Source organism: Spirosoma validum, from assembly GCF_014699035.1.
Classification (GTDB): Bacteria; Bacteroidota; Bacteroidia; order Cytophagales; family Spirosomataceae; genus Spirosoma; species Spirosoma validum.
In genome coordinates, this window is record NZ_JACXAA010000010.1 from 173,264 (window position 1) to 187,980 (window position 14,717).

Here is a 14,717-nt window from a genome sequence, read left to right on the forward strand (position 1 = left end):
CGGTGCGCCAACACCGACGACTCATAGGTTCCGTTCGATGTCGCCAAACATCGGCCTCCTGCGAGGCTACCGGAGTCTTTTTGCCAATTCCCGAAGAATTAACATTAAGTGTCAAAAATTATGAAAAACAAACGACAGTTGCGTGAGCAAGGCCTAAAAATCATGCAAATTAGTCTACTACAGTTAACGCTGGCCATTCTGTTTGTGGGGGTTTCGTTCGCCCACGATGGCAGAGGTCAGGCATTACTCGACCGACGAATTGATCTAACGTGCACGAACCAGACCGTTGAACAGGTGCTGGAACAGATCGAAAAAAATGCCCAGGTACGCTTCCTGTATAGCGCTGAACTGATCCGGGCCGACCGCCGGGTAAGTTTTTCCATGCACAATCAGCCACTTTCCGCCGTACTCGATAATCTGCTCAAACCGCTTCAAATCACGTATGAAGTGTCGAGCCAGCAGATCATTCTGAAGCGCGCGACAACTACTGCGACTTCTTCTTCTGGTACACAAAGCCCAAACGTCGAACGGGCCGCTCTTACCGTATCCGGAAAAGTAACCAGTGATGCGGGCGAAGGGCTGCCCGGTGTAAGTGTGGTCATCAAAGGCACCACAACAGGAACCGTTACCGATGTGAACGGAAATTTCACACTGAACGTCAGCGATAACAACGCAACGCTGGTATTCAGTTTTGTGGGTTTTCAAAGTAAAGAGGTGGTTGTCAATAATCAAACGACGCTGAACGTAACGCTGGCTACGGATGTCCAGTCATTATCTGAAGTTGTCGTTGTGGGTTACGGTACGCAACGTCGGCAGGAGCTGACTACCGCCGTTACATCGGTTAGCAGCAAATCGCTTGAACGTCAGCCCGTTGCTGGCTTCGATCAGGCGCTTCAGGGACAGGCACCGGGTATTCAGGTGACATCGCCTACGGGCGCGCCGGGTGCCGGTATCAACGTCAGGATTCGGGGAAACAACTCGGTAAGCCTGAGTAACTCACCTTTGTACGTGATCGATGGCGTACCCGTTCTGCCAACTTACGATCGCGAACTGAGCGTTGGTAACCAGCGCCCCAATCCACTCAATACGTTGAATCCCAGCGATATTCAGTCAATCGACGTACTGAAAGATGGTGCAGCTGCCGCTATTTATGGCTTACGGGCTTCCAACGGCGTTGTGGTCATTACAACCAAGCGCGGCAAAAGCGGTAAAGCTCAAGTCAGTTTCAACGCTTATTACGGTATTCAGCAGCTACGCAAGAAAATTCCGTTGCTGAACTCGCGGCAGTTTGCTCAGTATTATAATGACGCGCAGCGTGCGGCCGGTCAGTCGCCGTCCTTCACCAATCTGGATTCGTTGCCCTACAATACGGATTGGCAGGATGCTGTGTATCGGCAGGCCGCTATCCGCAATTACCAAATCAGTCTGAGCGGAGGGACGGATAAGACCAAATACTACGTGTCGGGCGGGTATTTCAAACAAGATGGTATTGCCCTGAACTCGGGTTTCGACCGATATAATTTCAAGCTAAACCTGGATCAGCAGATGAGCACCCGTTTCCGGTTGGGAACGAGCCTGAACCTGAGCCGCACCAACACCAATGGTAGTGTACGGAGTGAATTGGGTGCTGGTAACTCTGGTACGGTATTGGGTGCACTCGCGCAAATTCCAATCATTCCGATTCGGAACGCCAACGGTACGTATAGCATCAACCCGTTCCAGCAATTCGATAATCCGGTTGGTAACCTGCTGGAAACGCGTAACAACGCCGTTATCTATCAGGTGATTGGCAACGCTTACGGTGAGCTGGACATTTTAAAAAATCTGACGTTTAAAAGCTCATTCGGTCTTGATTTCCGGTCGCAGATTGAAAACGAGTTTGTTTCCCGCGATTATCCAGGCCTGCAGAACGCCAGCTCGGCCACGCGCGGTAGTGCTCGGACGGGTACCAACCAGCAACTGATCTGGTTATGGGAAAATACCGTGACGTATGATCCAAATATCGGCGACAAACATAACCTAACGCTACTGGCCGGTCAATCGACGCAGGTTTCCGATCGGTTTACGTCGGGCGCTTCGGTAACTGGTTTTCCATCGAACGCTGTACCGTATTTATCAGCTGGTACGCAGTTTACGCGTCCATCGAGCTACCAGGATCAGTGGGGATTGTTTAGCCTGTTTGCTAGGGCGATTTATAACTACGACGAACGCTATCTGGCTACGTTGAGTTTGCGGGCCGATGGGTCGAGCCGGTTTTCATCGAACAATCGCTTCGGCTATTTTCCGGCTGTATCGTTGGGATGGCGCGTGTCGCGGGAGCCGTTTTTCCCACAAAATTCCGCAGTTAATGACCTGAAAGTTCGGGCTAGTTTCGGAGCCAATGGTAACCAGGAAATCGGCGCGTACGATCGTTTCAGTACGTATAGTTCCGGCTATAACTACGCAAATGCTAGTGGTGTGTCGGGAGGGATTGCTCCGGACCGGATCGGGAATAATCTGCTGAGCTGGGAAACAACGTATCAGTACAATGCTGGCGTTGACGCTGGTTTCTTCAAAGACCGTTTGACGGTTAACGTTGATGCCTATCTGAAGCAAACCAAGAATCTACTGACCAGCGTGCCGCTGCCTTACAATGCCGGTGCTCAGTCGCCCCAAACGATACAGAACATCGGTACGGTTCAGAATAAAGGGTTTGAAATTGGTATCAACAGTGCCAACATTCAGAGTGAAAGCAATGGCTTTACGTGGTCGAGTAACCTGAACTTTTCGCTGAACCGGAACGAAGTTATCGACATTGGTACACTACGTAATGATCAGGGACAGGAAGTTGACCGAACCATCATTGGCGATTATACGATCACGCAGAAAGGTGCTCCACTGGGTGCATTCTATGGTTACGTCGTACAGGGAATCTTCCAGACAACAGACGAAATTACGGGTGCCGCTACGCAACCGGGTCAGCCCAGGCCCGGCGATATTCGCTTTTCTGATTTGAATGGCGACGGACGAATTGACGCCAGCGACCGGACTGTCATTGGTAATCCGAATCCGAACTTCATTGCTGGGTTCACCAATAATTTCTCGTACAAAGGTTTTGAGCTGAGTCTGTTCTTCCAGGGAAGTTTCGGAAACGACATCTATAACCAGAACCGCGTAACGATTGAAGGGATGTCTGATCCGCTTAACCAGACGACGGCTGTGCTAAACCGCTGGACGCCAACGAACACCAGTAACACTATGCCTCGTGCGGTTCGTTACGACCCCAATCAGAATAACCGGTTCTCGACCCGGTTCGTGGAAGATGGTACGTACGTTCGTCTGAAAAACCTGACCGTTGCCTACAATCTCCCCGGCAAGCTCGTCAATAAGGCGAAAATCAATGGCGTTCGGGTGTATGTGACCGGCCAGAATTTACTCACGTTTACCAACTATAGTGGCTACGATCCTGAAGTCAGTGCCGATCCGTTCTCATCGGTTGGCTTTGGTCGGGACTACGGCGTTTATCCGCAGGCGCGTACGTATACGGCTGGTCTAAGTGTCACTTTTTAATTGAAGATTTATGAAACGTCTTATCATATTTTGCATTCCTTTCCTGTTTTTGGCGAGTTGTAATGTGCTGGATAAACAACCGTTACCAAGCATTACCCCCGAAAACTTCTTTAAAAGTGCCGACGATGCCGAAGCCGGTCTGACAGCCGCTTACGATGCGCTGCAACAAACGGGCGTATACGGTCAGGACCTGAACGTAGTAGGCGAAATGCCATCTGACAACGTAACGAGCAGCAACGGCGATGTCAATGCGCTGGAACGCCTGATCTGGACGCCTTTGACCAGCCAGATGAACAATACGTTCCAGAATGCTTACATTGGCATCAACCGGGCCAATGCCGTACTGAAATACGTTTCGGGCATCCAGATGGATGAAACGCGCCGGAATCAGATTCTTGGTGAAGCGCGTTTCCTGCGGGCATTGCATTATTTCAACCTGGTGCGGATGTATGGGGGGGTGCCGCTACGTCTCGAGCCAACCGAATCGGGTGATCCGGGCGTCGTAGCACTGGCAAAATCAACGGCTGAGCAGGTGTATGCGCAAATTGCAACGGACCTGCAACAGGCAGAACAATTGACGGCCACGACTCTCGGTGGTCAGACGGCCAACCGGACACGGATCATCAAAACAGCGGCTAATGCCTTACAGGCGCGGGTTTATCTGACTCAAAGCCAATGGGCAGATGCGGCTACCGCGGCCAATAAAGTGATCACGAGCGGTTTGTATCAACTGTCGCTGAGCTTCAATGCCCTGTTTCCGCCCGACAACAATGCCGAGTCGATTGTTGAAGTTCAGTTTGCCGGCAATGCCGATGGTGGGTTTCTTCTACCCGACTTGCTGCTTCCGTCACCGCCCGCTACGTACTCGTTTCCGAAGTTTAATATTCCAACGACGGAACTGATTCAGTATGCCGATACACTGAACGATCTGCGCTGGAAGTTTACGGGTGAAGTAACATCTGCGGGGCGCAATCACGCCAGTTTCGTGATGGGACGTTCGGCCAATGCGAATGACAACGGACCGTTTGTGTATAAGTGGCGGAGTAACCCGAACGCGTTCAACAGCCCTGACAATTATTATGTATTGCGGCTTGCTGACGTCATGCTGATGTACGCCGAAGCGTCAAACGAGCAGAACGGCCCGAACCAGCAGGCACTTACCCAGTTGAATTCGATACGTACACGGGCGGGCTTACCGGCTCTTACGCTTGCTACGTTGACAAAACAGACGTTCCGTGATGAAGTGGATCGTCAGCGTCGGCTGGAACTGGCGTTCGAGGGAGAACGGTGGTTTGATTTGCTACGTTACGCCCGGCATACACAAGCTGACGCCGGCGCTACGCATAAGGTGACGGCGCTGGACATTATTCAGCAGATTCGTGGTTCACGGGATGCGAATTATCTGCTTTTCCCGATTCCGCAAAGCGAGATCAACAACAACGCGTTGATTCAGCAAAATCCTGGATATTAATTCAGCTAACCACAGAGGTACGAAGAGCACAGAGATAGATCAATCACTTTGTGTTCTTTGTACCTCTGTGGTTAATTAAGATGTAATCTAACCCTACACTTCCATTCATGCACAATTTACTAAAACAGAAAGCCGTTGCGTTAGCTTTCCTGGCTTTACTTGGTACAGGTTGTCAACGAAATTCGCTCAATCATACGACTTCGACTGGTGCTGAGTTTTGGCTGACCAATCCCGACCGGTCGGCTTTATTTGTCAAGCAACCAGGTACGCTACCCTTTAGCGCGACAACCAATCAGAATCCGACCATTGATGTTGACGAGTCTCAGACGTTTCAATCCATTGACGGGTTCGGCTATACACTGACGGGTGGTAGCGCTATGCTTATCAATCGGATGGATGCGAAAACCCGGGCGGCTTTGCTAAAAGAGCTTTTTTCAACGGACGGCAACGGCATTGGCGTAAGTTACCTGCGTATCAGCATCGGTGCATCGGACCTGGATGATCATGTTTTCTCGTATGATGACCTACCGGAAGGCCAGACGGATGCCAATCTGGAGAAATTTTCGCTGGCCCCCGATAAAGAGCACCTGCTTCCGATACTGAAAGAGATACTGGCAATCAATCCGAACATCAAAATTTTGGGATCGCCCTGGTCACCGCCCACCTGGATGAAGACGAACAACAATTCAAAAGGAGGGAGCTTAAAACCAGAATTCTACGATACGTATGCTCAATATTTCATCAAGTACATTCAGGGGATGAAAGCGGAAGGTATCCAAATCGATGCAATTACCATTCAGAACGAGCCGCTACATCCGGGCAACAATCCTAGTCTGTTGATGTTGGCGCAGGATCAGGCTACATTTATTAAGAAAAGTCTCGGCCCCGCTTTCCAGAAAGCGAATATCGACACCAAAATTTTCCTGTACGATCACAACGCCGATCATCCTGACTACCCGATTTCGATCCTGAACGACCCCGAAGCGAAAAAGTACGTTGACGGTTCGGCGTTTCACCTGTATGCTGGCCCGATTACGGCGCTGACGGAGGTACACAACGCGCATCCCGACAAGAATCTGTACTTCACTGAACAATGGATCGGCGCTCCCGGTAATCTGAAAGGCGATTTGGCCTGGCACGTAAAAACGCTGATCATCGGCGCCACGCGGAACTGGAGTCGAACCGTACTGGAATGGAATCTAGCTGCCGACCCTAAACAACAGCCACACACACCCGGCGGATGCACCGAATGTCTGGGCGCAATTACGGTGGATGGGAACACAATTACCCGAAATCCAGCGTACTATAACGTAGCGGTAGCTTCGAAGTTTGTTCGTCCCGGTTCCGTTCGTATTCAGTCCAATATGTCGGAAACGCTGCCTAACGTAGCATTCAAAACACCAGACGGCCGCAAAGTTGTGATTGTATTGAATACCAAAGAAACCACACAGGCCTTTAACATCCGCGAAAAAGGCAAGCTGATTAATACGTCACTCCCAGCTGGCTCCGTTGGTACCTACGTATGGTAAAAGTTGGATTGGTTGCATAGGTGTTCTGACTATGAAACGCTTCGTATACCATAAAATATGACCTCAAAGTATGCACGCGTGGCAGTAGTTGTATGATGTGCGAGATATAAAAGCTAGCCCTGTAAGGGCGACCTGTTAATAACTACGGGACATTCCTATTAAGCGAAGCTCCGGTAGGAGCGACCTAGATTTTAGGTCGCTCCTACCGGAGCTCTGATATTGTCGGGTCCAATTAGTTCTATTCGAAGAACATGCCTACGGCATTAGTAACGATAAAAGCCACCCTGCTTTCACAAAGTGGCTTTTATCGTTATCTAAAACGGCTTAATCCAAGCCTTCTGCTTCAATGGGTTTCATGCGTTCACGGGCAATTCCTGCCTGATGCGGTTCGTCGATCTCGACTGAGCCAGCTAAAACTTCAGCCTCAACCTCATTTACTACGTAGTGGTCATACTCGTGAAATTTACCTTGAGGAAGCCAATAAGCTAATAAGCCTGCGTAAGCTATGGCTAATGCTGCGGCTGTCCTGCCAACAATGGGCTCTTTTTCCCATTGACGGGTCGCAATGCCACCGAAACCAGCTACGAATGGTAGCATGTACCAGGGATCGTTCAGGCGACGGGCGATAAAATAACCGGCTCCCGCTGTAGCTACCAGAATTCCCGCTGATATAGGCTCATCGTTCTCTTCTTCGGGAGTCCATGCGCCAAGAGTTAGCAATGTATTTGGAGTCCCCACTACGGTAGCTGCTGTAAGCCAGCCTGCGTAAAGGCTTACCGGAATACGCAGGTATTTTTCGGGAGCTGGCACATCCGTCTTGCCGATTTCCAGACTCTGGTGCAATCCTATGGCAATGGGCAGATTGATCTTGGTTACTATGTCGGAAATGACGATGCTTTGTGGATCATTCTGAGAAAAGAATCGTCCGAAAATAGCATTACAGACCCAACTAGCCCACCACCAGGGTTGTGCGTTCTGATACCGTGGATTATGTTCCTGGGATGGAAGAGCCTGATGGATCAGCAGAGCGCCCAAACCTGAATAAATCGTTGACCAAACCGTGCCGAATGCCCATCCTGCCGGAACAATCTGATTTTTCTCGAACACCTCTTCGTATTCAACTGGTACGTCATACTCATATTCCGAACCAGACTGGTCAGCTTCGTGACGATCCCTACTTTCTTTTCGGGATTGAGCGCTGGATACCGATGTGTAGATGATACTGCCAACGGCAAAAACCGCAGTGGCAATACGCCAGAATGATGAATTTTTCATGAGATGCTACGTATTAGGCGATGGCTTCGACTTCCTCTACTTCTTCCTCAGCTCGGTTTGTCAGTTCCCTGGCTTTCGCCTTGGTTGTCTTATACGTATCGAGAACCGAACTGACTACGTTGTCGGCTACTGATGATAGTGTATCGGAGAGGGTATCCGCTAATGATTTGGCTTTGTACCGATACTTTGCCCGGTCGATTGCATCTGACTTCGCGTAGGCAAGTCCCAGTGCGATACCAGCTACTACAGCTATACCGATGCCAATCTCCCAGGCTATAGACGAATCGTCTTTCTCGGCAACCGGGTCTGGCTTCTGCTCCATTTTGTTCCGCATCATAGACGCTACCGCTTCCTGCGGGGCTACGTATGAAAGAATTTCGTAGGATTTATTTTTAAAACCACCTGGAACAATTTTATGCTTACCGGCCATCAGGGCGTCATAACCTGCTTGCGCAACCATAACAGGGTCCTGTACTTCGTCGGTGACTTTCGTATTTTCAGCACCCGCTTTGTTAAAGAAGTCCGTATCCGTAGCGTTCGGCAGCAGGGCTGTAATCGTTACGTTGGTGTCTTTTAACTCATTGATCAGCGACTGGGTGAAGTTATAGACATAAGCTTTCGTTCCCGCATAAACAGCCATTAATGGCGATGGGGCAATGGAGAGCAACGACGCCAGATTCAGGATTTTACCTTCGTTACGCGACAGCATATCGTATAAAAACAGCTTGGTCATTTGCGTTAGCGTCAGTACGTTGAGGTGAATCATAGCCTTCTCACGTTCCCAGTCGGTATCGGTTGCAAACAGGCCATATAATCCGACGCCTGCATCGTTCACCAGCACGTCAACTGTGATTCCTTTCGCTTTTACCTGATTATAGACATCCTGAGCGGCATCCTCTGTCGATAGGTCTTTACCAATGACAGTCACCTGCTGAGTGCCATAATTACTTTTAAATACTTCACCCAGACGGTCAAGTTTATCGTCGCTACGGGCTACTAGTACTAAATTATAGCCATCCTGTGCGAACAATTTGGCAAGTTCCTGGCCGATGCCACTAGAGGCACCGGTAATCAGAGCGGTTTTTCCTGTTTCGGTGTTCATAACTTTTTAAATCGTTAGTAACTAAAGATATTGAACCACCTCCGACTAAAGTTGTTTTGATTATCTACAGTCAGGCTTTCCTGTTGAACAACAAAAAATCAGCTATGCCGTACTGGCTAATTGCCTGTAGAATTGATAAAACCAATGCACAAAGACCATGAAAACACTATGGCTATTTATAGGACTTATCGGGGCAAGTGTCGGCTGTTCATCGTATAAGGTTACCACGAACCGGACCGATAAAACGACGGACTGGGCATCTTATAGAACCTTTACATTCATCGATACAAACCGCATCGATCCAACACCCAGAGATACGTATCAGGCGTCTATCGAACAGGTCAAGCGAGCAGTGGCAACTGAATTAACCAATCGCGGGTATCAGCAAATTGCTAGTAATCAGATTGGTACTTCGGCTGATTTACTGATCAATATTGGCGGAATCGTCCGTGAAAAAACGCAGACTCGCGAAACAACGATTTACGAAGCACCGCGTTACATTGGCCAGCGACGGTATCACTGGCAGAGTCAGGAAGTGCCGGTTGGTACGTATCAGGAAGGGGCCGTAAATATTCACATTGTTGATGCACAGCGGAATAATCTGCTTTGGGATGCCGTTGTGTCAAGCGTTTTGCGCAAAGGGAACGTAACGCCTGATCAGATTCAGGAAGGTGTTCATCAGCTATTCGCTAAATTTCCGGGAAGCCGTTCCTAAACAGAAGCGCCTTCCCAGATTCGGGAAGGCGCTTGTTGATGAGCATGGAACGTATATGGTTGATTCGCTTTACTTCGCAACCACTTTCATGTCGATTTTACGAAGGGCTGGTTTCCTGATTCGGGACGTATCGCGTAGACTTACCCCGGTGCCCCGACCAATAGCATCTACCCGAAGGTAATTGACACCCGCGTTTAACAATTGCTGTTTAATCAGATTGACTCGTTTGAATGACAGCGCCCGGTTGGTTGTACCCAGCATGGCATCATTGGCGTAGCCTACTAGCTGTATCTGAAGTTGCGGATACGTCTTTAATAACGTAGTTAATTCGCCGAGAGCGGCCTGAGAACCAGGTGTCAGGGAAAGTGAACCAGGCATAAAGGCAACGCCAGGCAGCGGGAAAACCCGGCCTTTAGGCAGCGCTGGGTTGGTCAGATAGGGTGTTAACAGTTGAGCCAGGCCACTAGCCACTGTTGCCGAAGCCGGGCTGGCAACGGAGAGTGACTTTGGCGCTTTAGGGTCGGCAGGAACAGCTAACGACCGCGTGACCGTATCGGCCTGAACGGTATCGCTGGTAATTGTCGTTACGTCACTAATGCTTTCCCCCGAATATTTCTGCGTATTCTGGTAGATGTAATACCCGCCAGCCGCGAGTGCAACAACGACTAATGCGCCAAATCCCCATTTCGTGAGCGCACCATTGTCGTTATCTGAGTCATCGACGTATTCGTAGCTCGCAGACGGACGAGTAGCTGTGGTTACCGTTTTTCCTGAGGTCTCAGCAGTAGCACGCCGGGCCGGAACGGCTGCCCCCGTTACAATCTGCTGAAGGCCAACTTTATCGATCAATCGGGGGAGGAATTCTTCCGGAACGGCATTGACCAGCGCGTCACGTTCGGAAAACAGCAGGGCCGCCAATCCGTCGGCGTCCAGTTTCCGGTCTTTTACCTGCTTACCCAAAACATGCAGTACGATCGTTGTGGTCAGGCCAAGCAGCGAAATAGCCGACGAATTCCGAATATTGGCATAGCTCGAAATCATGGTGCCGATCGAGCTTTTCATAGCAGGCAGCAAATGACTGATAACGTCGTTACCATGCGTGATTAAGGTGTTTGTCTGAGCCGGATCACGCAACGTAGCATTCAGATTATCGATGAGCGAACCGTCGTAACGGCCTTTCTGAACGTGATTATAGAGCTGATTAACCCCAATCTCACTGGTTGTTCGTTTCATCAGACCGCCTACGATGGTATAGACAAGCCCGTTAACAGCTTTATTGGTTTTTTCGGTGGGCTCGTCAATATACGTAGCGATACGTGCTATAACGTCCGAATTGAATACTTCAGATAAATTGGCAAACAAATTCATATAGTGAACGAACTCAATCAACGAGGATAAATGGGTGCTATTACGTACATCACAACCTAAAACGGGCATCAAAGCACCTCAACAGTCTACACTCCATGAGTATCGACGATGGCAGTAGTGGGAGGAATTCACCTCGGTAGCCTCTACTTCGAAACATCTACCCTGGGAGCATCCACTCCGGGAGCATCCACTCTGGGGATAAAAATAGGGAAGGTTTGGCAAAGGTTTTATAAAGCCGACTAATAAAATTCCCGAAATTATCGCTTGGGCAGCCGTTCGATAACTTCCTGATACTCCGTCTCAACAGCTCGAAGCCGTTCCTGACAGAAGGTAATCAACTCGCTGGCCAGACGAATCTTGGCTGGCAGTTCATCGAGCGGAATCTGTTCATTCTCAATTTCCTCAACCAACGTAGTCAGTTGATTGTAAGCGTCCTGATAAGTCATTTCTGTGTGTAAGTTATAGAGCTGTGAAGTTTATATATACCGGCCCTCTGCAACTTTATAATTCTACAACTTTAGTAGTGATCATTCCATCCCGCATCTGCACCTGTAATATTTCACCGGATTTCACATCCGTCGTTTGCGTTAGAATCCGACCGTTACGTAATAGAAGTGCATAACCACGTCGAAGCACATTAGACGGGTCGAGATGACGAAGAGTAACAGCTTTTTCTGTAAGATCAGTGTGGCGATCACGGAGAAAATTCTGCGAAACAAAACGCAGTCGTTCGGTTTCACGGTCGAGCTGTTCGCGGGCAGATAGCAAAGCCTCGTGGGCGACAACTCGTAAGCGGTCACGTAACAGAAGGCAACTCTCTTCAAACTGACGATTGTGCTCAATCAGAAAAGCCGCTGCTTTCGTCGGCGTTTTTACACTCTGATGACACAGCAGGTCGGTAATGCTGACGTTACGTTCGTGGCCAATTCCGGCCAGGATCGGAATGTTAAATCCGGCGACGGTTTCGCCCATCAGGTACGTATCGAACGAGCCAAAATCTAACTGTGAACCTCCACCGCGCACAATGACAACGGCATCATACGCTACACCACTGGTCCGAATTTGATCCAGTCGACCGCAAATGGCTCGTTCGGCTCCCTGGCCCTGTACCTGCGTGAGAAACTCATCGACCACAAAATCATAGCCGAACGGGTTTTGCGCCAATTCGTGTCGAAAGTCGCGCCAGCCATCTGAATTGGGGGCCGTAATGAGCGCCAGACGCTGCATAACGGTGGGGCGGGGTAGCAGTTGATTGGCGGTAATGTATTGATCGGCTTCGCGCCAGACTAAGTCAGGGCGATTCGTAACCAGCGAATCCAGTACAGCCTGTCGTTCGCGTTCAAGATTGCCTAATGTATAGGAGGGGTCAATTTTGAGAATTTCTAACCGTAACCCATATACTGGACTGAACCCGACCGATACGAGCAATAACAACTGAATATTTCGGGCAAAAGCCACACCCGTTTCCTGTTGAAACTCATTGATGGTATGGTAATTCCGACGCCAGATACAAGCATCCAGTTTGGCGACCGTTTCCTTACCCGATTCGCGTTCAACCAGCGTTAAGAAACAATAGCCCCGATCAGGATAATTTTTAATATCGCTTGTTTCGGCCACCACCCACACGGCTTTCTGCCCGAATGCTTCGTCAATAACGGCTTCAAGGGTAAACGCTAAATCAGAAAGGCGAATGGGAGACATAAATGGGAGGAAAGGGAAGAAAGGGAAGAAAGGGAAGAAAGGGAAGAAAGGGAAGAAAGGGAAGAAAGGGAGGAAAGGGAGGAAAAGATGAATGCTTTATCCTTTCTTCCCCTTACTCCCACTCCTCCCTTTCCTCTAATTAAAGTCCTTCAAACTGACGCAGGAAACGAACGTCGTTTTCGGTGTACAGGCGTAAATCGTTTACGACGTATTTTAGTTGTGTAATCCGTTCAATACCCATCCCGAAAGCAAAGCCAGTGTATTCTTCCGGATCAATCCCGCAGTTGGCAATTACCTGAGGATCGACCATTCCCGAACCGGCAATTTCGACCCAACCGGAATGCTTGCAGATGTTGCAGCCCTTACCGCCACAAATCTGACACGAAATGTCAATCTCTGCACTCGGTTCCGTAAATGGAAAATAAGAGGGGCGGAAGCGAATGAGCGTACCTGGCTCGAACATCTCTTTTACGAAATGATAGAGCGTATCTTTCAGATCTTTAAAGCCTACGTTCCGGTCGATGTAGATGCCCTCAACCTGGTGGAACATACAGTGAGCACGTGCCGAAATGGTTTCATTCCGATAAACCCGTCCCGGCATGATAGATCGGATGGGCGGTTTCTGCCGTTCCATCAGCCGAATCTGCACGTTCGACGTATGTGTCCGTAGCAGCATATCTGACGAAACGTCCGTGTCGGCGCTGGCTTTCTCAACGAAAAACGTATCCTGCATGTCACGCGCAGGGTGATTGTCGGGAAAGTTCAGCGCTCCGAAATTGTACCAGTCCGATTCGATTTCAGGACCATCAGCAACGTTGAAACCAATCCGCTCAAAAATCTGAATGATCCGTTGCCGAACCAGCGTTAGCGGATGTTGCGTTCCGGTCAGGTTCGGGATAGAGGGTAGCGTTAAGTCGACAGGGGCAACACTCTTTGAGGCCGCCTGCTGCTCATCGACAAGCTGACTAAAGGATTCAAACCGTTCCTGAGCGAAATTTTTCAAGCCATTCAACTCCTGACCAACAGCACGTCGGTCGGCCTGTGGAACATGTTTGAGGCCTTCGAAAAGTTCGGTTATTACACCCTTGCGGCTTATGAACCGCATGCGGAATTGTTCCAGTTGCTCGGGCGAGTTGATTACGTAGTGTTCAATCTCCTGGTGGAGGTCTTTTACTCTATCTAGCATGCGCTATCGTTTTTCAGCTGTTTGCTACAGCAAAGGTACGTAAAAACTCAGGAGAGAGCTGTGGTCTGTATGTGACAAGTATAGTAGGAGCATCGTCTACATTGTCTCTAATTCGAAGAAGAAATAGACTTATAATGAATTAGGTTAATTGATTCATTTGTTGATTAAGCGGTAAAAGTGCAGTGAAAAATAAGTAGTTATGAGTAAAATATTGATTATAAATTCATGTTTAAGAAGTAGGTCTGATTCTTGCACATCACTTTAAGATAAAATACAGTGATATGGCAACCTCTGGTAAGTGAATCTGTATAGTAATTATCTGTCTATCAGTCTAAAAAAAATCATAATCGATCATCAACCCTAGTGACTATGAACGCATTCGCTAACGACTCTATTTTTGACACAATGTCCATTCCGTTCCACAATAGTGTGGAAAAAATTGCCGATTCTTCCTGTCTACAAAAACTTCTTATTCCCTTCTATGATCGCAAACGCACGGTTTCTATCGATGAAATTGTCAAACTGGAAGGCGCTGGAAATTATACCAAATTCTTTCTCAAGGACGGTACTAAAATGTTGGTATCCCGGACTTTGAAAGAATACGAGATTTTACTTGATAATCAGGCTTTTGTTCGGGTTCATAAATCGTGCATTGTCAACCTGGGGTTCGTTCGCAAATTTTTTATAAAAAAGGAAGGAGAACTGGAATTAACAGATGGCCAGCAAGTGAAAATATCCCGTCGACGGGCACAGGTGTTCGTAGATCGTATTCGGGATTTTCAGCCTCTGGCTCTGATTTAAGCTTGGTTAGTGAAATTTCC

General features: G+C 48.8%; 11 protein-coding genes. 5 read left to right on the forward strand and 6 right to left on the reverse strand.

The window, feature by feature from the left end; translation table 11 throughout:
* The first annotated feature begins 120 nt into the window (after nt 1-120).
* From IC230_RS24075 to IC230_RS24085, 3 genes are all read left to right on the forward strand, one after another.
* The gene (locus IC230_RS24075; protein ID WP_191041614.1) at nt 121-3,549 is read left to right on the forward strand and encodes a TonB-dependent receptor; all 3,429 of its coding nucleotides are present in this window, start codon (nt 121-123) and stop codon (nt 3,547-3,549) included.
* A 10-nt stretch (nt 3,550-3,559) separates the two neighbouring features.
* Nucleotides 3,560-5,020 carry a RagB/SusD family nutrient uptake outer membrane protein gene (locus tag IC230_RS24080; RefSeq protein WP_191041615.1) on the forward strand — a complete coding sequence of 487 codons (1,461 nt, stop codon included), beginning with the start codon at nt 3,560-3,562 and terminating at the stop codon, nt 5,018-5,020.
* A gap of 107 nt (nt 5,021-5,127) precedes the next feature.
* Nucleotides 5,128-6,549: a glycoside hydrolase family 30 protein gene (locus IC230_RS24085; RefSeq protein ID WP_191041616.1), complete on the forward strand. Its 1,422-nt coding sequence runs from the start codon at nt 5,128-5,130 to the stop codon at nt 6,547-6,549.
* 324 nt (nt 6,550-6,873) lie between these two features.
* Here IC230_RS24085 and IC230_RS24090 read toward each other — a convergent pair whose 3' ends face one another.
* Together IC230_RS24090 and IC230_RS24095 are read right to left on the reverse strand one after the other, a co-directional pair.
* Complete coding sequence (locus IC230_RS24090) at nt 6,874-7,824, reverse strand: tryptophan-rich sensory protein (RefSeq protein WP_191041617.1); 951 nt, start codon at nt 7,822-7,824, stop codon at nt 6,874-6,876.
* A 13-nt stretch (nt 7,825-7,837) separates the two neighbouring features.
* On the reverse strand, nt 7,838-8,926 hold the full coding sequence (locus tag IC230_RS24095; protein WP_191041618.1) for an SDR family NAD(P)-dependent oxidoreductase: 1,089 nt from the start codon (nt 8,924-8,926) through the stop codon (nt 7,838-7,840).
* Nucleotides 8,927-9,083: 157 nt separating this feature from the next.
* On the opposite strand from IC230_RS24095, the gene IC230_RS24100 reads away from it, so the two are divergent.
* Complete coding sequence (locus IC230_RS24100; protein ID WP_191041619.1) at nt 9,084-9,641, forward strand: DUF4136 domain-containing protein; 558 nt, start codon at nt 9,084-9,086, stop codon at nt 9,639-9,641.
* Nucleotides 9,642-9,710: 69 nt separating this feature from the next.
* Here IC230_RS24100 and IC230_RS24105 read toward each other — a convergent pair whose 3' ends face one another.
* The 4 genes from IC230_RS24105 to pheS form a co-directional block, all read right to left on the reverse strand.
* Nucleotides 9,711-11,009 carry a DUF937 domain-containing protein gene (locus IC230_RS24105; protein WP_191041620.1) on the reverse strand — a complete coding sequence of 433 codons (1,299 nt, stop codon included), beginning with the start codon at nt 11,007-11,009 and terminating at the stop codon, nt 9,711-9,713.
* A 257-nt stretch (nt 11,010-11,266) separates the two neighbouring features.
* Nucleotides 11,267-11,455, reverse strand: a complete 189-nt coding sequence (gene xseB / locus IC230_RS24110; RefSeq protein WP_191041621.1) for an exodeoxyribonuclease VII small subunit — start codon at nt 11,453-11,455, stop codon at nt 11,267-11,269.
* Between the two features lie 55 nt (nt 11,456-11,510).
* Complete coding sequence (locus tag IC230_RS24115; protein WP_191041622.1) at nt 11,511-12,710, reverse strand: exodeoxyribonuclease VII large subunit; 1,200 nt, start codon at nt 12,708-12,710, stop codon at nt 11,511-11,513.
* 139 nt (nt 12,711-12,849) lie between these two features.
* Nucleotides 12,850-13,896: a phenylalanine--tRNA ligase subunit alpha gene (gene pheS, locus IC230_RS24120; RefSeq protein WP_191041623.1), complete on the reverse strand. Its 1,047-nt coding sequence runs from the start codon at nt 13,894-13,896 to the stop codon at nt 12,850-12,852.
* A 369-nt stretch (nt 13,897-14,265) separates the two neighbouring features.
* Between pheS and IC230_RS24125 the strand changes: the two genes are divergently transcribed.
* A complete protein-coding gene (locus IC230_RS24125; protein ID WP_191041624.1) occupies nt 14,266-14,697 on the forward strand; it encodes a LytR/AlgR family response regulator transcription factor in 432 nt (143 codons plus the stop codon).
* The last annotated feature ends 20 nt before the right edge of the window (nt 14,698-14,717 follow it).